At 70.3% G+C, this 18,821-nt stretch carries 15 protein-coding genes; 2 read left to right on the forward strand and 13 right to left on the reverse strand.

From position 1 onward, the window contains the following. Positions 1-57: 57 nt before the first annotated feature. The 11 genes from AB0L33_RS21320 to AB0L33_RS21370 form a co-directional block, all read right to left on the reverse strand. Positions 58-2,427 (reverse strand): discoidin domain-containing protein, encoded by a 2,370-nt coding sequence (locus tag AB0L33_RS21320; RefSeq protein WP_365683665.1) that lies wholly within the window; start codon positions 2,425-2,427, stop codon positions 58-60. Between the two features lie 233 nt (positions 2,428-2,660). After that, complete coding sequence (gene pssA / locus AB0L33_RS21325; protein ID WP_365683667.1) at positions 2,661-3,515, reverse strand: CDP-diacylglycerol--serine O-phosphatidyltransferase; 855 nt, start codon at positions 3,513-3,515, stop codon at positions 2,661-2,663. Continuing rightward, positions 3,502-4,149, reverse strand: coding sequence for a phosphatidylserine decarboxylase (locus AB0L33_RS21330; protein WP_018100353.1), 648 nt, complete (start codon positions 4,147-4,149; stop codon positions 3,502-3,504). The genes pssA and AB0L33_RS21330 overlap by 14 nt, the downstream gene beginning before the upstream one ends. A 181-nt stretch (positions 4,150-4,330) precedes the next feature. Beyond that, the gene (locus AB0L33_RS21335) at positions 4,331-5,536 is read right to left on the reverse strand and encodes an acyl-CoA dehydrogenase family protein (protein ID WP_365683669.1); all 1,206 of its coding nucleotides are present in this window, start codon (positions 5,534-5,536) and stop codon (positions 4,331-4,333) included. Then, complete coding sequence (locus tag AB0L33_RS21340; RefSeq protein WP_330314458.1) at positions 5,533-6,066, reverse strand: MaoC family dehydratase; 534 nt, start codon at positions 6,064-6,066, stop codon at positions 5,533-5,535. Before AB0L33_RS21340 ends, AB0L33_RS21335 begins: the two co-directional genes overlap by 4 nt. A gap of 1 nt (position 6,067) precedes the next feature. Beyond that, a complete protein-coding gene (locus AB0L33_RS21345) occupies positions 6,068-7,033 on the reverse strand; it encodes a CoA ester lyase (RefSeq protein ID WP_365683672.1) in 966 nt (321 codons plus the stop codon). Further along, entirely contained in the window at positions 7,030-9,042 is a 2,013-nt protein-coding gene (locus AB0L33_RS21350) for a protein meaA (protein ID WP_365683674.1), read from the reverse strand. Before AB0L33_RS21350 ends, AB0L33_RS21345 begins: the two co-directional genes overlap by 4 nt. A gap of 9 nt (positions 9,043-9,051) precedes the next feature. Beyond that, positions 9,052-10,392, reverse strand: coding sequence for a crotonyl-CoA carboxylase/reductase (ccrA, locus tag AB0L33_RS21355; protein ID WP_365683958.1), 1,341 nt, complete (start codon positions 10,390-10,392; stop codon positions 9,052-9,054). 371 nt (positions 10,393-10,763) lie between these two features. After that, a complete protein-coding gene (locus AB0L33_RS21360) occupies positions 10,764-11,576 on the reverse strand; it encodes a GNAT family N-acetyltransferase (RefSeq protein ID WP_365683676.1) in 813 nt (270 codons plus the stop codon). Between the two features lie 47 nt (positions 11,577-11,623). Next, complete coding sequence (locus AB0L33_RS21365) at positions 11,624-12,439, reverse strand: TetR family transcriptional regulator (protein ID WP_365683678.1); 816 nt, start codon at positions 12,437-12,439, stop codon at positions 11,624-11,626. A gap of 91 nt (positions 12,440-12,530) precedes the next feature. After that, positions 12,531-14,312 (reverse strand): 3-hydroxybutyryl-CoA dehydrogenase, encoded by a 1,782-nt coding sequence (locus AB0L33_RS21370; RefSeq protein ID WP_365683680.1) that lies wholly within the window; start codon positions 14,310-14,312, stop codon positions 12,531-12,533. A 319-nt stretch (positions 14,313-14,631) separates the two neighbouring features. On the opposite strand from AB0L33_RS21370, the gene AB0L33_RS21375 reads away from it, so the two are divergent. After that, positions 14,632-15,231 (forward strand): adenylosuccinate lyase, encoded by a 600-nt coding sequence (locus AB0L33_RS21375; protein ID WP_365683682.1) that lies wholly within the window; start codon positions 14,632-14,634, stop codon positions 15,229-15,231. Positions 15,232-15,305: 74 nt separating this feature from the next. Here the strand turns inward: AB0L33_RS21375 and AB0L33_RS21380 are convergent, their stop codons facing one another. Continuing rightward, positions 15,306-16,883 (reverse strand): alpha/beta hydrolase, encoded by a 1,578-nt coding sequence (locus tag AB0L33_RS21380; RefSeq protein WP_365683685.1) that lies wholly within the window; start codon positions 16,881-16,883, stop codon positions 15,306-15,308. 132 nt (positions 16,884-17,015) lie between these two features. Further along, entirely contained in the window at positions 17,016-18,062 is a 1,047-nt protein-coding gene (locus tag AB0L33_RS21385) for an Rv2578c family radical SAM protein (RefSeq protein ID WP_365683688.1), read from the reverse strand. Between the two features lie 148 nt (positions 18,063-18,210). Between AB0L33_RS21385 and AB0L33_RS21390 the strand changes: the two genes are divergently transcribed. Then, positions 18,211-18,654 carry an SRPBCC family protein gene (locus AB0L33_RS21390; protein ID WP_365683690.1) on the forward strand — a complete coding sequence of 148 codons (444 nt, stop codon included), beginning with the start codon at positions 18,211-18,213 and terminating at the stop codon, positions 18,652-18,654. Positions 18,655-18,821 lie beyond the last annotated feature (167 nt).

Raw genomic sequence — 18,821 nt, forward strand, 5'->3', positions numbered from 1 at the left:
CCCGGTGGGCGGCACGCGTCGCGCGTGCCGCCCACCGGTGTCCCGTCCGTCGCCGGGTCAGCTGGTGTACGCCTCCAGTTCCGAGAGCTGCGCGGCCGGCCAGCCGGTGTTGGCGGTGAACGTCAGCTTCAGATAGCGCGCCGACGTGCCCGGCAGGGTGACCGTCGCCTGATTGCCGCTCGCCGGATCGAAGGTGTAATCCGCCGAAGCCTTCAGGGAGTTGTACGTGTTGTCGTCGGTGCTGCCCGACACGCCGAGGGTCTGGGTGCGGGTCGCCCAGGCGGACGACGGGGGCAGCTTCAGGACGAGCCGCTTGACGGACTTCGAGGCACCGAGGTCCACGGTGATCGTCTGCGGGAAGGCGTTGTTGGAGCTCTCCCAGTACGTGTTCGCGTTGCCGTCGACCGCGTTGGAAGCGCCGTACACGTCGGCGTGACCGGACTCGGTGACCTGACGGCCCTGGGCGAGGTTACCGGTCTCCTCCGGCGGGTCGGTCGGGTCCGTCGGGGGGTCCGTGGGGTCGGTCGGCGGGTCGGTGGGGTCGGTGCCGCCGCCCGGGACCCCGCCGTTGGTCCACACCGGGTCCGGCCAGACGCCGGTGCAGGCCGGGGGGTCGGCGTACCAGCCGGAGTTCCCGGAGCCCCGGGTGATCTGGAAGCCGCTGCCGACGCAGTTGTGGATCGGGTTGGACTGCGCGATGTGCGTCGCCGTGACGTTGTCGAAGGTGGCGGTGCCGGGGGCCTGGATCTGGAGCGCGTAGGTGCCGGCCCCGTCTATCTTGACGTTCTTGAAGTGCAGCCCGTTGGAGGCGCCCTCGATGAGGTGGATCGCGGCGTAGGAGCTGTCCAGGACCTCGCTGTCGGTGATGTTGATGTTGCCGTTGATCGGTTCGTTGAGCCCGCTGAACCAGATCGCGCCGACCCCGAAGTTCCAGTTGTAGTCGCTGTTCCCGGTCCGGATCAGGGTGTTGCGGGCTGCCGTGGTGGTGCCGGAAACCGCCGTCCCCTGACCGGAGTTGACCCCGGGGTAGCGGTTGGCGATGTGCAGGCCGCCGCCGTTGGTGATGGTGTCCGCCATGACGTTGTCGGACAGGGTGATGTCCTTGCCGCCGTAGGTGACGATGTTGTTGGCGAGGATCGGCAGGATCACCGTGTTGAACGTGAACTTGTTCTTCACGTTCGGAACGTTCTCCGCCCACATGGCGAGCCCGTCGTCACCGGTGTTGCGGACGAAGGTGTTGGTGACCGTCGAGTTGGTGACGCCGTAGTGGAAGTTCACCCCGTCGGCGGTCTGGTCCAGGATGCGGCTGTTCTTGATGGTGAAGTTGTCCATCGGGCCGTCCATCCAGGCGCCGCACTTGGTGTGCTGCATCCAGACGTTGTCGACGGTCGAGTCGGACAGGGCGCCACCGATGGCGTTCACCTGGTCGTTGTCGACCCGCTCGCGGATGTCACCGATGATGGCGAAGTCCTTGAGCGTGACGCCGCTGCTGCCGCCGTCCCCGGCGTACTTGCCGTAGACGCCGACGGCCTTGCTCCGGTTGGACGGGTCGCGCCCGGTCAGCACGGAGTACCAGGGCCCGGCGCCGCGCAGGGTCACCTTGTCCACGATGATGTGGTCGCGGACCTGGAAGGTGCCCTGCGGGATGTACACCTCCTTCCCCTGCGCCCGGCCCGCGTCCACGGCCGCCTGGATCCGGGCGGTCGAGTCGGCGGCCCCCGTCGGGTCGGCCCCGAAGTCGGAGACGACGTCCAGCGCGCCCGAGGGCTTGGCGATGGGCGCGCCCACCTGCTCGAAGTCCGCCAGGTCGATGGTGAACGACGGTGAGTCGGCGGTCGAGGAGACCTGGAGCCTGACCTTCGTACCGGCCGGCAGCGTCGACCCGAACATGGTCCGGGCCTCGTCGTAGAAGTGGTGCGGGTTGGTGTCGCCCGGGTTGTTGTTGAACGGGTAGCCGCCGTAGTACCAGCCGTACCTGGAGGTCACCGGCACCGCCTTGGGCGAGGCCCCGTTCACGCGTACGTCGATCGAGGCGTCCCGGCCCGTCCCGGCGGCGTTGTCCGGCAGCGAGTACCGGAACGACATCGCGTTGGCGGGGGCGGTGAGCGTGAACTCCACGTACTCACCGACCGAGTCCAGGGTCACCGCCTGCCGGCCCGACGCCTCGGACGGGAGCGTGCCGTAGAGGCGGTTCGGGCCGATCAGGGTGCCGTTGGTGGCCGCGTACTCGGCCTCCTGTTCCTTGAACGGGACGGTCGCGCCGCGGCCGGGCACGGAGAGCGGCGAGGGGGCGGGGACACCGGCGGCCTGGGCGGCCGGCGCACCGGTCAGCACCACGGCGGCGGCGGTGCCGAACGCGGCGAGTGCCAGCGAGAGGGAGGCGGATGCCGACCGCTTGAGCAGCGGTCGTCGGGGTGGGGAAGTCACGTCGAAGTCGTCCTTGCGGCTCGTGGGGGCTCTGCGGACGTCCCACAGGCTAGGAGCACCGCCGCAAGGAAGTCCACGGTGCTGCGCAAGAATTCGTCGTACAAGCTCAAATAATCGACGTGAGCATGGGAAGAATGTGCGCTGTGCGGGGGTTGAGGAGGGAAGCGCCGGAGCACGCACGAGGGCCCGGATGCCGTCCGGCATCCGGGCCCTCGTGTCGTTCGTGCTGTCCGCTACGGCAGCTGCGCCGCGCGTGCCTCGCGGCGGTTGTCGCGGAAGGTGTTCACCCGGCGGGCGGTCGCGAAGAGCGGGATGACCGCACCCAGGACCACCTGGAGCGCGCAGCCGGTCTGGAGGAGCAGCTGACCGCCGGGGGCGTCCAGCGCCCAGGCCGCCAGCAGCCCCATCGCGGCCACGATCCAGCCGAGCATCGCCACCGCGAGGACGCCCCGCGGCTTCGGGTACTCGACCCGGCTCACCATCAGCCACGCCACCCCGATGATCGCGAGGAGCGTCGGGACGAAGGGGAGCTCCAGCAGCACGATCGAGATGACCGTGAGCGCTCCGAAGGGGCTCGGCATGCCCTGGAACATGCCGTCCTTCATCGTCACGCACGAGAACCGCGCGAGTCTGAGCACCACCGCCAGCAGCACCACGATCGCCGCGAGCGCCGAGACCCGCTGGTGTGCGTCGTCCGCGACCATGCCGTACACGAGGACGAAGTACGCCGGGGCGAGCCCGAAGCTGATGAGGTCCGAGAGGTTGTCCAGCTCGGCACCCATCGGCGAGGAACGCAGCTTGCGGGCCACGAGCCCGTCGAACAGGTCGAAGATCGCCGCCATGAGCATGAGGATCACGGCGGTGGCCGCGGAGTGCCGCGCCATGCCGCTCTCGTCGCTGCCCGTGAGGTGCGGGATCAGGATGCCCGTGGTGGTGAAGTACACCGCCATGAACCCGCAGGTGGCGTTACCGAGGGTGAGGGTGTCCGCTATCGACAGCCGCAGCGAGAGCGGCATGTCGTCGGCGTCGTCCTCCGCGTCCGCCTCCGGGACCCAGCCGGCCTGTGTGTCGGGATCAATCACGGTCAATGCGAGTCACCCCCGCGGTGGTGGCCTGGCCGACCTCGACCGCGACGTCCACACCCTCCGGGAGGTAGATGTCGACGCGGGAGCCGAAGCGGATCAGCCCGATGCGCTCACCCTGCTCCACCTTCGTGCCCTGCGGGATGTAGGGCACGATGCGCCGGGCCACCGCGCCGGCGATCTGCACCATCTCGATGTCACCCAGTTCGGTGTCGAAGTGCCAGACAACGCGCTCGTTGTTCTCGCTCTCCTTGTTGAACGCGGGGACGAAGCCACCGGGCACGTGCTCCACCGACGTCACCGTGCCGGCGAGCGGCGCGCGGTTCACGTGCACGTTCAGCGGGCTCATGAAGATCGCCACGCGGGTGCGCCCGTCCTTCCACGGCATGATGCTCTGCACCACGCCGTCGGCCGGTGAGATGACGCGCCCCCGGGTGATCTCGCGCTCCGGGTCCCGGAAGAACCAGAGCATGCCCGCCGCGAGCGCGGTGGTGGGCACGGCCACGGCCGCCCAGCGCCCGGACCGGCGGGCGCGGGTCAGGCTGAGGGCGGCGGTGGCGACGGTCGGCAGGAGCCACGGCGAAGCTCCGCGTGCGATGCGGACCCGGCCGCGTGAGGCAGAGGTATGGCTGTCGGGCATGGATGACCTTCGTAGCGGATTGAGCCGCGCTGGCAACGGGGGACGGCGGCTTTTCCGGCGATGTTATCGGTTGCTGGCCGCAACTGGGCAAGCCAGCAGCCGAGTCGGACGTCTGGAAGGCACCGGTTGAGGATGACAGGGTGTGATCTTCTTCGCGGCCAAATCACCACGAAAGGGGCGATCAACCCTGGAAACGGTACTCCTCGAGCAGCCGGCGCCCGATGATCATTTTCTGGATCTCGGCGGTACCTTCACCGATCAGCAGCATCGGTGCCTCGCGGTAGAGGCGCTCGATCTCGTACTCCTTGGAGAAGCCGTAGCCGCCGTGGATACGGAAGGCGTCCTCGACGACTTCCTTGCAGTACTCGGAGGCGAGGTACTTCGCCATCCCTGCCTCCAGGTCGTTTCGCTCCCCGGAGTCCTTTTTGCGTGCCGCATTTACCATCATCGCATGGGCGGCCTCGACCTTGGTGGCCATTTCGGCCAGCTTGAACTGGATCGCCTGGTGCTGCGCGATGGGCTTTCCGAAGGTCTGGCGCTGCTGTGCGTAGGAAACGCCCAGTTCGAATGCACGCTGTGCGACTCCACAGCCACGGGCCGCCACATTGACCCGGCCGACCTCGACCCCGTCCATCATTTGGTAAAACCCCCGGCCGGTGGCGCCCCCCAGCACGCGATTGGCCGGAATTCGCAGTCCGTCCATGATGAGCTCGGTGGTATCGACCCCCTTGTATCCCATCTTGTCGATCTTTCCGGGGATGGTGAGCCCGGGCCGGACCTCTCCGAAGCCCGGTTCCTTCTCCACCAGGAACGTCGTCATCGACTTGTGCGGGGCCGTGCCCTCGGGGTGTCCTTCGTCACTCCGGCACAGCACGGCGACGAGTGACGACGTACCGCCGTTCGTCAGCCACATCTTCTGGCCGTTCAGGACGTACTCCTCGCCGTCCCTGACGCCCTTCGAGCTGATCGCCGAGACGTCCGAGCCGAGCGCCGGCTCCGACATCGAGAACGCGCCCCGCACCTCGCCCAGCGCCATGCGCGGCAGGAAGGTGTCCTTCTGCTCCTGCGTGCCGTGCTGCTTGAGCATGTACGCCACGATGAAGTGCGTGTTGATGATGCCCGACACGCTCATCCAGCCCCGGGCGATCTCCTCCACGCACAGCGCGTACGTGAGCAGTGACTCGCCCAGACCGCCGTACTCCTCGGGGATCATCAGCCCGAACAGCCCGAGCTCCTTCAGCCCCTCCACGATCTCGGTGGGGTACTCGTCCCGGTGCTCCAGCTGTGTCGCGACCGGAATGATCTCCTTGTCGACAAAGTCCCTGACCGTCGAAAGGATCTCCTGCTGGACCTCGGTGAGCCCGGCCGTCTGGGCGAGTCGCGTCATGACTGCTTCTCCACGTTCTTCTGCGAAGGCTGGCTGAGCTCCGGGCGGCCGGGCTGCTCCCCGCCCCGCTCCTTGATGTACGTCTCGGTGGGGACCATGACCTTGCGGCGGAACACGCAGACGAGCGTGCCGTCCTGCTTGTAGCCCTTGGTCTCCACGTGAACGATTCCGCGGTCGCTCTTGGACCTCGACGGTGTCTTGTCCAGGACCGTCGTCTCGCCGTAGATCGTGTCGCCGTGGAAGGTCGGTGCCACGTGCTTCAGCGACTCGATCTCCAGGTTGGCGATGGCCTTACCGGAGACGTCCGGCACCGACATGCCGAGCAGCAGGGAGTAGATGTAGTTGCCCACGACGACGTTCTTGCCGAAATCCGTGGTGCTCTCCGCATAGTTGCTGTCCATGTGCAGCGGGTGATGATTCATGGTCAGCAGGCAGAAGAGGTGGTCGTCGTATTCGGTGACCGTCTTTCCGGGCCAGTGCTTGTAGACCGCACCGACCTCGAATTCCTCGTAAGTGCGTCCGAACTGCATCTCAGGCCTCCGGGGCTTCGAACTTGGAGGTGCGCTGCATGCCGGCCGCCCGGCCCTTGCCCGCGATGACCAGGGCCATCTTGCGGCTGGCCTCGTCGATCATCTCGTCGCCGAGCATCGCCGAGCCCTTCTTGCCGCCCTCCTCGGAGGTGCACCAGTCGTAGGCGTCCAGGATCAGCTCGGCGTGGTCGTAGTCCTCCTGCGAGGGCGAGAACACCTCGTTGGCCGCGTCGACCTGACCGGGGTGCAGGACCCACTTGCCGTCGAAGCCGAGCGCCGCGGCGCGGCCCGCGACCTCGCGGTAGGCGTCCACGTCGCGGATCTGGAGGAACGGGCCGTCGATCGCCTGGAGGTCGTGCGTACGGGCGGCCATCAGGATGCGCATCAGGATGTAGTGGTAGGCGTCTGCCGGGTAGCCGGGCGGCTGCTGGCCGACGACCAGGGTCTTCATGTTGATCGACGCCATGAAGTCGGCCGGGCCGAAGATCAGCGTCTCCAGGCGGGGCGAGGCGGCACCGATCTCGTCGATGTTGACGAGGCCCTTGGCGTTCTCGATCTGCGCCTCGATGCCGATGCAGCCGACCTCGAAGCCCATCGTCTTCTCGATCTGGGTCAGCAGCAGGTCCAGCGCGACGACCTGCTGGGCGTCCTGGACCTTCGGCAGCATGATGCAGTCCAGGTTCGGCCCCGCGCCCTCGACCACCGTGATGACGTCGCGGTACGTCCAGTGCGTCGTCCAGTCGTTGACCCGGACCACCCGGGTCTTGCCCGTCCAGTCGCCGTTGTTCAGGGCGTCCACGATGTGGTGGCGGGCGCCCTCCTTGGCGAGCGGCGCGCAGGCGTCCTCCAGGTCCAGGAACACCTGGTCGGCCGGGAGGCCCTGGGCCTTCTCCAGGAACCGGGGGTTCGAGCCGGGCACGGCCAGGCACGAGCGGCGCGGGCGCAGTCGGTTGACGGGGGTGGTCATGCGGGGACCTCCAGAGGGTCGAGCTTGTTCGCTTTCCGGATCTCGTCGACGATACGGCCGATGATCTCCGTGATGCCGAAGTCCTTCGGGGTGAACACGGCGGCGACGCCCGCCCTGATCAGGGCCTCGGCGTCGGCCGGGGGAATGATGCCGCCGGCGATGACCGGGATGTCGCCGGCCCCGGTGCGGCGCAGCCGGGCGAGCACGTCCGGCACCAGCTCGGCGTGCGAGCCGGACAGGATGGACAGGCCGACGCAGTGCACGTCCTCGGCGACGGCCGCCGAGACGATCTGCTCGGGCGTCAGGCGGATGCCCTGGTAGACGACCTCGAATCCGGCGTCCCTGGCCCGGACCGCGATCTGCTCGGCACCGTTGGAGTGCCCGTCCAGGCCCGGCTTGCCGACCAGCAGTCGCAGCCGCCCGACGCCCAGCTCCTCGGCGGTCCGCGCGGTCTTCTCGCGTACGAGAGCGAGCGGCGAGCCCTCCTCGGCGGTGACCGCGACCGGGGCGGACGACACCCCGGTCGGGGCCCGGAACTCGCCGAACACGTCGCGCAGCGCCCAGGACCACTCGCCGGTGGTCACCCCGGCGCGGGCGCACTCGACGGTCGCCTCCATCAGGTTCCCGGTGCCGGCGGCGGCCTTCTTCAGCGCGGCCAGCGCCTCGGTGGCCCGGGGCTCGTCGCGGTTGTCCCGCCACGCGTGGAGCGCGGCGACGACCTTCGCCTCGTTCGCCGGGTCGACCGTCATGATCGCCGCGTCGAGGTCCGCGGTGAGCGGGCTGGGCTCGGTCGTCCCGTAGACGTTGACGCCGACGATCTTCTCGTCGCCGGCCTCGATCCGGGCCCGCCGCGCGGCGTGCGAGGAGACCAGCTCGGACTTCAGGTAGCCGGACTCGACGGCCGCCATGGCGCCGCCCATCTGCTCGATCCGGTCCATCTCGGCCAGCGCCTCGGTGACCAGCTCGTCCACCTTGGCCTCGATGACGTGCGAACCGGCGAAGATGTCCTCGTACTCCAGCAGGTCGCTCTCGTGCGCCAGGACCTGCTGGATGCGCAGCGACCACTGCTGGTCCCAGGGCCGGGGGAGCCCCAGCGCCTCGTTCCAGGCGGGCAGCTGGACCGCGCGGGCCCGGGCGTCCTTGGAGAGGGTCACGGCCAGCATTTCGAGCACGATGCGCTGGACGTTGTTCTCCGGCTGCGCCTCGGTCAGGCCGAGGGAGTTGACCTGGACGCCGTAGCGGAACCGGCGCTGCTTGGCGTCCGTGATGCCGTAGCGCTCGCGGGTGACCCGGTCCCAGATGCGGCCGAAGGCGCGCATCTTGCACATCTCCTCGATGAAGCGGACGCCCGCGTTCACGAAGAACGAGATCCGCGCGACGACGGCCCCGAACTTCTCCTCGGGCACCTGCCCGGAGTCGCGTACGGCGTCGAGGACGGCGATGGCCGTCGACATGGCGTACGCGATCTCCTGGACCGGGGTGGCCCCCGCCTCCTGGAGGTGGTAGCTGCAGATGTTGATCGGGTTCCACTTGGGGATGCGGTTGACCGTGTACGTGATCATGTCGGTGGTCAGCCGCAGCGAGGGCGCGGGCGGGAAGACGTGCGTCCCGCGCGACAGGTACTCCTTGACGATGTCGTTCTGCGTGGTGCCCTGGAGCTTGCCGGGGTCGGCGCCCTGCTCCTCCGCGACGACCTGGTAGAGCGCCAGCAGCCACATGGCGGTGGCGTTGATCGTCATGGAGGTGTTCATCTGCTCCAGGGGGATGTCCTGGAACAGCCGCCGCATGTCGCCGAGGTGCGACACGGGCACACCGACCCGGCCGACCTCGCCGCGCGCCAGGACGTGGTCGGGGTCGTACCCCGTCTGGGTCGGCAGGTCGAAGGCGACCGACAGACCCGTCTGGCCCTTGGCGAGGTTGCGCCGGTACAGCTCGTTGGACGCCTCGGCCGTGGAGTGGCCCGCGTACGTCCGCATGAGCCAGGGGCGGTCCTTCTGACGTTCCGTCATGGCCGGACCTCAGACGTTCCGGAAGCGGTTGATGGCGTCCAGGTGCGTCTCGCGCATCTCGTGGTCGCGCACGCCCATGCCCTCGCGCGGGGCCAGGGCCAGCACGCCGACCTTGCCCTGGTGGGCGTTGCGGTGCACGTCGTGGGCGGCCTGGCCGGTCTCCTCCAGCGAGTAGACCTTGGAGAGCGTGGGGTGGATCTTGCCCTTGGCGATCAGGCGGTTGGCCTCCCACGCCTCGCGGTAATTGGCGAAGTGGGAGCCGATGATGCGCTTCAGCGACATCCACAGGTAGCGGTTGTCGTACTCGTGGTTGTAGCCCGAGGTCGAGGCGCAGGTGACGATGGTGCCGCCCTTGCGGGTCACGTAGACGCTCGCGCCGAAGGTCTCGCGGCCGGGGTGCTCGAAGACGATGTCCACGTCCTCGCCGCCGGTCAGTTCACGGATGCGCTTGCCGAACCGCTTCCACTCGCGCGGGTCCTGGTTCTGCTCGTCCTGCCAGAACCTGTAGCCCTCGGCGTTGCGGTCGATGATCGCCTCGGCGCCCATCTTCCGGCAGATCTCCGCCTTCTGCTCGCTGGAGACGACACAGATCGGGTTGGCGCCCCCGGCCAGCGCGAACTGCGTGGCGTACGAGCCGAGTCCGCCGCTGGCGCCCCAGATCAGCACGTTGTCGCCCTGCTTCATGCCGGCGCCGTTGCGCGAGACGAGCTGGCGGTAGGCGGTGGAGTTGACCAGGCCGGGGGCCGCGGCCTCCTCCCAGCTGAGGTGGTCCGGCTTGGGCATCAGCTGGTTGGACTTGACGAGCGCGATCTCGGCGAGTCCGCCGAAGTTGGTCTCGAAGCCCCAGATGCGCTGCTCCGGGTCGAGCATCGTGTCGTTGTGGCCGTCCGAGGACTCCAGTTCGACCGAGAGGCAGTGCGCGACGACCTCGTCGCCCGGCTTCCAGGCGTTGACGCCCGGGCCGGTGCGCAGGACGACGCCCGCCAGGTCGGAGCCGATGACGTGGTACGGCAGGTCGTGGCGCTTGGTGAGCTCGCTGACCCTGCCGTAGCGCTCCAGGAAGCCGAAGGTGGAGACCGGCTCGAAGATCGAGGTCCAGACGGAGTTGTAGTTCACCGAGCTGGCCATGACCGCGACCAGGGCCTCGCCCGGGCCGAGTTCCGGCACCGGCACGTCCTCCACGTGGAGCGACTTGCGCGGGTCCTTGTCGCGGCTGTCGACGCCCGCGAACATCTCGGCCTCGTCCTTGTGGACGGTGACCGCGCGGTACGAATCGGGCACGGGCAGCGCCGCGAAGTCGGCGGCGGTGGGCGCGTCGGAACCGCCCTTCGCTTCGGTCTGCGACTGGATCGCGTCCAGGATTTCCTTCACGGGTGCCTCCGGCGGTGCTGCGTCAGGGAACGCTGAGGGTCCCTGCGGACAGGGAATACGGGTCTGGAGGTGTGCCGTCGGTTCGGCGGGTGGTGCTCGGCTGCTTGCTCGGTGGAGCAGAAGGGGTGCCTGGTGACGCAGGCGTCCGGGCGCGCAAACGCGGTGGTTTGCGGGGACAGCCGGCGTACGTGAGATCCCAGCACGCCGGCCGCCCGGATGCCTTCAACGTATGGCACTGCGTGACAGCTGACAAGGCACTCGGTGCCAGTAATTTCCCTCAATTGTCAGTCGACCGCCACGCATGAGCAACATGGGTGGCGGTATCGGCTGGTTCGCCCTGATTTCGCCGGTCAGGCGCGCGTGCGTCGGTAGATGTACGGAGTCGTGCTCGTCAGCGCCGTGAAGCCGAGGCGCTCCAGGATCGGGCGGCTGTCCTCGGTGGCGTCGACCTGGAGGAAGTCGTAGCCCCGCTCCGCCGCCACGCCGGCCCGGAAGTCCACCAGCGCCCGGTAGACGCCGCGCCCGCGCCACGCGGGGTCCGTGCCCCCGCCCCACAGCCCCCCGAAGCCCGTGCCCGGGTACAAGTCCATCCGGGCGGAGCTGACCGGCTCGTCGCCCGCCATGGCCACGAGCGCCACGAAATGCTCCGGGTCCTCCCGCAGCCGGTCCAGGACCAGGCGGCGCAGCCACGAACCGTCCCGGCCGAACGCCCGCTCATTGGCGCGCGCCATCAGCTCCGCCCCCGCCTCGTCCCGCACCTCCTCGAGCCGGACGCCCTCCGGCAGCCGCACCTCCGCGGCGAGCTCCGCCACCCGCGCCACCAGCAGGGTCTCCGGCTCCTCGGCCTCGAAGCCGGCCGCCAGCAGGCGCGCGCCCAGGTCGGCGGGCCGGTCGTGTCCGTAGAGCTTCCACTCGAACTCCTCGCAGCCCGTCCGCTCGCAGTACGCCACCTGCTCCGCGATCGCCTCGTCCGCGCGGGCGGCGTCCAGGTCCGGCGCCGACCACAGCACCCCGTGCCAGTCGTGCGCCGCGCCCTCGTGCCGGACGACGTCCCCCACGCGTGCGACGCGGGCACCCGGGCTCTCGGGGCGGGCGCCCTCGCGCATGACCCGGTCGTAGCGGGCGAGGAGCCGGGCGGGTTCGGATGTCACATGATCGTTCATCCGCACACCTCAGCACCGGGGGGCCCGCCCGGCAAACGGATTCCCGCTCAGCGCTCCTTGAGGGCCTGCTGGATCGTCCGCATGACTTCGTCCAGGGGCGCGTCCGTGCGCGCCACCGCGACCAGCACCTCGCCCTGGGTCTCCACCGAGGCGGCCGGCGGCTGGGCGGGCTCGGCGCCCGCCGTGCGGCCCGCGCCTATGCCCGTACCGAAGGTGTCGCGCACGATGGCGAACGCCTGGTCGAGCTGCGCCTCCACGTCGCCCTGCCCGTCCGCCCGCAGCCAGCGGCGCAGCACATGGTTGTGCGCGGTGACGACGGCGGACGCGGCGACCTCCGCCAGCAACGGGTCGTCGTTGCCGGGGTGATGGTCGCGCTCGTCGAAGTGGCCCAGCAGATAGCGCGTGAACAGCCGCTCGTAGCGGGCCACCGAGGCGATCTCCGCCTGGCGCAGGGTCGGCACCTCGCGGGTCAGCTTGTAACGGGCCACGGAGACCGCGGGCTTGGCCGCGTACATCTTCATGACTTCCTTGATGCCGCGGCACACCGTGTCGAGCGGGTGCTCGTGCGCGGGGGCCGCGTTGAGGACGGCCTCGGCCCGTACGAGGGTGTCGTCGTGGTCCGGGAAGATGGCCTCTTCCTTGGAGCGGAAGTGGCGGAAGAAGGTCCGCCGGGCCACGCCTGCCGCACCGGCGATCTCATCGACCGTGGTCGCTTCGTACCCCTTCGTCGCGAAGAGTTCCATGGCCGCGGCGGCCAGCTCGCGGCGCATTTTGAGCCGCTGGGCGGCGGCTCGGGTGCCTGCGGCACTCTCCGGCACGTCGGGCGCGGCGGACACACGGGTGGACCTGGCGGGCTGGGACATGGTGTGAACGTACTGCATGGGGGCGGGAGAGCGCGCCTGCGGGGGCGGACCGCCCGGAGGTCCGAGCAGCCCGCCCCAGCCCGCGCCCGGGTCAGCGCCGGGCATATTCGCGGAATCCGCGCCCCGTCTTGCGGCCGAGGCAGCCCGCGGCCACCAGGTGCTCCAGGAGCGGGGCGGGCGCCAGGCCCGGGTCGCGGAACTCGTTGTGGAGCACCTTCTCGATGGCCAGCGACACATCGAGCCCGACCACGTCTAGCAGCTCGAACGGACCCATCGGGTAGCCGCCGCCCAGCTTCATCGCCGCGTCGATGTCATCGAGGGACGCGTAGTGCTCCTCGACCATCTTGATGGCGTTGTTGAGGTACGGGAACAGCAGCGCGTTCACGATGAAGCCGGCCCGGTCCCCGCAGTCCACCGGGTGCTTGCGGACCGTGTGGCACACCTCGTGCACCGTGGCGTGCACCTCGTCCGCGGTGAGCACCGTCCGCACGACCTCGACCAGCTTCATCGCGGGCGCCGGGTTGAAGAAGTGCATCCCGACGACGTCCTCGGGCCGCCCGGTGGCCCGGGCGATCGCGACGACCGGCAGCGAGGAGGTCGTCGTGGCCAGCACCGCACCCGGCCGGCACACCTTGTCCAGCGTGGCGAACAGCTCCTGCTTGACCAGCAGGTCCTCGGCGACCGCCTCCACGGCCAGGTTCACCTCCGCGAAGGCGTCCAGCGAGGCCGCCGCCGTGATCCTGCCCAGCGCCTCGTCCCGGGCCTCCTCGCTCAGCCGCCCCTTGGTGACCGACCGGTCCAGCGACTTGGCGATCCGGGCCTTGGCGAGGTCGGCCTTCTCCTGGCCGCGCGCGGCGAGCACCACGTCGTAGCCCGCCTTGGCGAAGACCTCCGCGATTCCCGAGGCCATCGTCCCCGAGCCAGCGACGCCCACCGACCGCACGGGGCGCCCGGCGGCCTCCGCGCCGCGCGGCGCGGGCGTCAGCGCGTCCGGCACCACCGTCTGGCTGCCCGGCTCGGCGTAGGTGTAGAAGCCGCGGCCCGCCTTGCGGCCGGTCAGGCCGGCGGAGGCGAGCTGGCCGAGAACGGGCGCCGGGGCGTGCAGACGGTCGTGCGAGGCGGAGTACATCGCCTCCAGGACCGTCCGGGCCGTGTCGATGCCGATCAGGTCCAGCAGGGCCAGCGGGCCCATGGGCAGGCCGCAGCCCAGCTTCATCGCGGCGTCGATGTCCTCGCGGGTGGCGTAGTTCGCCTCGTACATGGCGGCGGCCTGGTTGAGGTAGCCGAAGAGCAGGCCGTCCGCGACGAACCCGGGCCGGTCGCCGATCGCCACCGGCTCCTTGCCCAGCAGGCGGGCCAGCTCGGTGACCGCCTCGACTGCGGGCGGGGCCGTCAGCACCGAGGAGACCACCTCGACCAGCTTCATCGCCGGTGCCGGATTGAAGAAGTGCAGGCCCAGGACCCGCTCGGGGCGCTGCGACTCGGCCGCGAGACGGGTCACCGACAGGGCGTTGGTGCCGGTCGCGAGGATCGTGGCCGGGGAGACGATCGCGTCGAGCTCCCGGAAGACCTGCTGCTTGATCTCGTACGACTCCGGCACGACCTCGATGACCAGCTCCGCGTCGGCGGCGGCCCGGAGTTCGGAGAACGTACGGAAGCGGGCGAGCGCGTCGCGCCGTTCCTCCTCGGTGATCCGCCCGCGCTCCACGGCGCGGGCGGTGGACGCCTCCAGCGAGGCGACGGCCCGGCGGGCGGCGGTCTCGTCGGTGTCGATGCCGATGACCTCGCGGCCGGAGCGGGCCAGGACCTCGGCGATTCCGGTGCCCATCGTGCCGAGGCCGACGACGGCAATGGTGGAGAGAGGGATGTCCATCACGGGACTCCAGGGATGAGTGACGACTGAGGGGACGCACGGGGCGCGCGGCGCGGGCGTGCGGGAGGTGCCTGTCGTGGTGTCCGACCGCCGGGCGTGATCCACGCCCGGGACCGGAAAGGAGCGACGACGGACCCTGTCCCGGGGCCGCGTCTCGTACAGCTGCCGAACCGACAACACTCCGGGTGGCTGCGTCACCAGGCCACCGGAGCGACGGGAGCACGTCCCGCTCAACTGAGCTTAACCAGCGAGTAACGAGCGCGCCAGCCCTGGCCAGTTGTGGCCCGTGCCACATTTCGGGACCCCGGCGATACGCACCGTGTCCGTCGATACGCTGACGGTCATGGACGACGAGGAGTTCCGGTCACTGGCGCACCGGCTGACCGACGAGGCGGGGGAGTCGGCGGCCTGCCGCGCCCTGCTCGCCACCGAGGACGACGAGGAACTGGCCCGGGTGCTGGTCGAGCGCGAACGCCCGCTCTGGGCCCGCGAGATCGCCGCCTTCCGGCTGGGCTGCGCCGGGGACCGCCGCGCCTTCGAGACGCTGGTGCTCCTCCTCAACCACCGCGACCCCGACCGCTGCGTCAGCGCCGCCCACGCCCTGGCCCGCCTCGGCGACCCCCGCACCCCGCGCGCCGCGGCGGCCCTCGCCACCAACTCCCTGCGCACCGCCTACGCCCTCCACCCGGTCCGCCTGCTCACCGCGCTCCGGGCCCCGGAGTCCGTACCGGCCCTCGTGACCACGCTGTCCCGGCTGCTGGGCCCCGACGAACCGCACTGGCGCGTCGCACTCGCCTGCGTCGAGGGCCTGGGCACGCTGGGGGACGCCGCCGCCCGCCCGGTCCTGGAGGCGGCGCTGCCCCGCCCCCGGCTGGCGGAGGCGGCGCGGGAGGCACTGGGCCGGCTGCCGGCGCCATGAGCGAAGGGGCGCACGCGGTCCTTCCGCGTGCGCCCCTCGGCGTCCTGGTTTGCCCCTCGTTCGGCCCCGGTCGTTCAGCCCCGGAACCCCAGCAGCCCGTGCAGTGTGCCGCCCTGGTCCGGGCGGGCCGCCGGGCGGGCCGACTTGGCGGGTTCCGGCTTCGGGTCGGGGGTCTTCGCGCAGACCGCGTCCGCCTCGCCCCGGCCGGCGCGGGGGACGGTGCCCTTCGCCAGGTAGTCCGTCAGGTAGCGGTCCAGGCAGGCGTTGCCGCTCAGGGTGACGCCGTGGTTGCCGCCGCCCTGCTCGACCACCAGGCGCGAGCCGCGCAGCTTGCGGTGCAGGGTGACTCCGCCCTCGTACGGGGTGGCCGCGTCGTCCGTCGCCTGGAACAGCAGCACCGGGGGCAGGGCGTGGTTGGACACCCGCACCGGGTTCAGCGGCTCCACCGGCCAGTCGGCGCACGGCGCGTTGTACCAGGTGTTGCCCCAGGCCATGAACGGGGCCTTCGCGTGCACCCGCCAGGTGTCGTTGCGCCAGGTGTTCCAGTCGCGCGGCCAGTCGGCGTCCCGGCACTGCACGGCCGTGTAGACCGAGTAGCCGTTGTCGCCCTCCGCGTCCACCGCGCCGAACCGTTCGAACGCCGCGACGAGCGGCTTCTCGTCCTTGTCGTTGACGTACGCGGCGAACGCCTCGGCCAGCACCGGCCAGTAGCCGTTGTAGTAGCCGCCGGGCAGGAAGGTGTCGTCCAGTTCGCCCGCGCCGACCTTCTTGCCCGCCGGACGCTTCTTCACCGCGTCCCGCATCCGGTACCAGGCGGCCTCGACCTCCGCCGGGTCACCGCCCAGGTGATAGGTGGCGTCGTACTTCGCGACCCAGGCGGCGAACGCCTTGTGCCGGGTGTCGAACGCGTAGTCCTGGGTGAGGTTGTCGTCGTACCAGACGCCCTCGGGGTCCACGTTCGAGTCGAGGACCAGGCGCCGGACGCGGTCCGGGAAGAGCTTCGCGTACACCGCGCCCAGATAGGTGCCGTAGGAGTAGCCGAAGTAGTTCAGCTGCCGCGCCCCGGTCGCACGGCGGATCACGTCCAGGTCCTTGGCCGCGCTCACCGTGTCCATGTACGGGAGCAGGTCCGGGTACTTCTCGCCGCAGGCCGCGGCGAAGTCACGGGCACGGTTGCGGTTGACCCGCTCGCCGCCGAGCGACTGCGGTACGGGGTCGGGCCTGACCGGGTCGAAGTAGCCGGGCAGGCAGTCCAGGGCCGGGCGGCTCATCCCGACGCCGCGCGGGTCGAAACCGATCACGTCGTACTGCGAGGCGACCTTCTCCGGCAGCGAGGCGGCGACGAAGGGGGCCATCGACAGGCCGCTGCCGCCGGGCCCGCCCGGGTTCACCAGCAGCGGGCCCTGGAAGGTCTTCGAGGTGTGCGGCACGCGCGTCAGGGCCAGCGTGACCTGGCGGCCCGTCGGGTCGTCGTGGTCGAGCGGGGAACGCACCGTCGCGCACTGGAGCGTCGGGGCGGACTTCGTACCGCAGTCCTTCCAGGCGAGCGGTGCGGCACGCGGCGTCGGGGCGTCCGCCGTGGCCGGCGCGGCGGTCACCAGACCTGCGACCGTCGCCCCGAGGGCGCACAGCAGTACGGAACGGTTCGTCATATGGCCTCCCGGGATGGGGGAACACGGCTGCGCGGTACGCAGCCCCCGCCGCATGTTCCCCGCAATCGGAGCCGGAAGGACCCGTTGTGGTGAGAGATGACCCGTTTGCGTGCCCCGTGCGGCCCCGCCCGCTCAGAGCAGGGTGAGCTGGGTGGGCTGCGAGCCGTCGAGCGGTGCCCGCGGCTCGCGCCGGGGGAGGCGGCGGGCGGTGCCCCGGTGGGCGGGCCCGATGCCGTACTCGGCCGCCAGCTCGTGCACGTACCGGGTGATGCGGCGCTGGTACCAGGTCGGCGCGTAGGCGCCGTCCGCGTACAGCCGCTCGTAACGCCGTACGAGATGCGGGTGGTGGCGGCCCAGCCACTCCATGAACCACTCCCGGGCGCCGGGGCGCAGGTGCAGGACGAGCGGGGTCACCGACGTCGCGCCGGCTGCGGCGATCGCGCGGACGGTGGCCCGCAGCTGCTCGGGGCTGTCGCCGAGATGCGGGATGACCGGGGCCATCAGCACCCCGCAGCCGATGCCCACCTCGCTCAGCCTCCGTACGACGTCGAGCCGGCGCTCGGGCGAGGGGGTGCCGGGCTCCACGGTCCGCCACAGCTCCGGGTCGGTGAAGCCCACCGAGACCGAGACGCCGACCTCGGTGACCTCGGCGGCCTGCCGGAGCAGTTCCAGGTCGCGCAGGATCAGCGTGCCCTTCGTCAGGATCGAGAACGGGTTCGCGTGGTCGCGCAGGGCGCTCAGGATGCCGGGCATCAGCCGGTAGCGGCCCTCCGCCCGCTGGTAGCAGTCGACGTTGGTGCCCATGGCGACGTGCGCGCCGTGCCAGCGCGGCGAGGCGATCTCGCGGCGGACCAGCTCCGGGGCGTTGACCTTGACGACGATCTGCGAGTCGAAGCCGAGCCCGGTGTCGAGGTCGAGATAGCTGTGGGTCTTGCGGGCGAAGCAGTAGACGCAGGCGTGCGTGCAGCCCCGGTACGGGTTCACGGTCCATTCGAACGGCATCCGGGAAGCGCCGGGCACCCGGTTCACGATCGAGCGGGCCCGGATCTCGTGGAAGGTGATGCCCCGGAATTCCGGGGTGTCGAAGGTGCGGGTGGTCACCGCGTCGGCGGCGAAGAGCGCACCCGTACCGCTCGTGGGGTGGTTGGCGTTGTCTTCAGCCAGATTGTCCCAGCGCATGGACGCCTCCTCGGTAGTTCTGGACCGAGAATAGAACACTTGTTCCCATGATCGTTTTTTCCCCTTCGTCCCGGCCCGGATTTTGAGCCCGACACGCGAGGTGGTTGGCTCAGCACACCCCGAAGAACCGAGTGCTGGAGGAGCAGGCATGGCGCAGGTCGAAGCCACGACGGAGCGGATCATCGCGGCGGACGCGGAGGCGGTGTTCGACGCGCTGGCCGACTACAAGGAGGTCCGCGGCAAGGTGCTCCCCGCCCACTACAGCGAGTACGAGGTGCGCGAGGGCGGAGACGGCGAGGGCACCCTCGTCCACTGGAAGCTCCAGGCCACCAGCAAGCGGGTGCGCGACTGCCTCCTGGAGGTCACCGAGCCGACCGACGGGCAGCTCGTGGAGAAGGACCGGAACTCCTCGATGGTCACCACCTGGACCGTCACCCCGGCGGGCGAGGGCAGGTCCAAGGCCGTCGTCGCGACCGTGTGGGACGGAGCCGGCGGCATCGGCGGCTTCTTCGAGAGGGCCTTCGCGCCCAAGGGCCTCGCCCGCATCCACGACGAACTGCTGGCCAACCTCGCCGCCGAGGTCGAGAACTGACCCCGCGTCGTCACCGCCCGGCCTCACCGGTTCGGGTGGTCTTTGCGGCGGGACGGTTGTGCGCCGTAGTGCCTCCCACCGGCGGATACGCCCCCTGAGTGCGCCGCCGGCGCCCCCCGTCGCGTTTGCCCTCACTTGTCGCGCGATGCGAGAAATGTGCGGCAGCG

The sequence above is a fragment of the Streptomyces sp. NPDC052299 genome, assembly GCF_040679335.1.
GTDB lineage: Bacteria > Actinomycetota > Actinomycetes > Streptomycetales > Streptomycetaceae > Streptomyces.

Coding starts and splice junctions, on each gene's coding strand:
- AB0L33_RS21330 (WP_018100353.1), bottom strand. CDS start 4,149: ATGCCCGACAGCCATACCTCTGCCTCACGCGGCCGGGTCCGCATCGCA.
- AB0L33_RS21335 (WP_365683669.1), bottom strand. CDS start 5,536: ATGACGCGACTCGCCCAGACGGCCGGGCTCACCGAGGTCCAGCAGGAG.
- AB0L33_RS21340 (WP_330314458.1), bottom strand. CDS start 6,066: ATGCAGTTCGGACGCACTTACGAGGAATTCGAGGTCGGTGCGGTCTAC.
- AB0L33_RS21345 (WP_365683672.1), bottom strand. CDS start 7,033: ATGACCACCCCCGTCAACCGACTGCGCCCGCGCCGCTCGTGCCTGGCC.
- AB0L33_RS21350 (WP_365683674.1), bottom strand. CDS start 9,042: ATGACGGAACGTCAGAAGGACCGCCCCTGGCTCATGCGGACGTACGCG.
- AB0L33_RS21360 (WP_365683676.1), bottom strand. CDS start 11,576: ATGAACGATCATGTGACATCCGAACCCGCCCGGCTCCTCGCCCGCTAC.
- AB0L33_RS21365 (WP_365683678.1), bottom strand. CDS start 12,439: ATGTCCCAGCCCGCCAGGTCCACCCGTGTGTCCGCCGCGCCCGACGTG.
- AB0L33_RS21370 (WP_365683680.1), bottom strand. CDS start 14,312: ATGGACATCCCTCTCTCCACCATTGCCGTCGTCGGCCTCGGCACGATG.
- AB0L33_RS21380 (WP_365683685.1), bottom strand. CDS start 16,883: ATGACGAACCGTTCCGTACTGCTGTGCGCCCTCGGGGCGACGGTCGCA.
- AB0L33_RS21385 (WP_365683688.1), bottom strand. CDS start 18,062: ATGCGCTGGGACAATCTGGCTGAAGACAACGCCAACCACCCCACGAGC.
- AB0L33_RS21390 (WP_365683690.1), top strand. CDS start 18,211: ATGGCGCAGGTCGAAGCCACGACGGAGCGGATCATCGCGGCGGACGCG.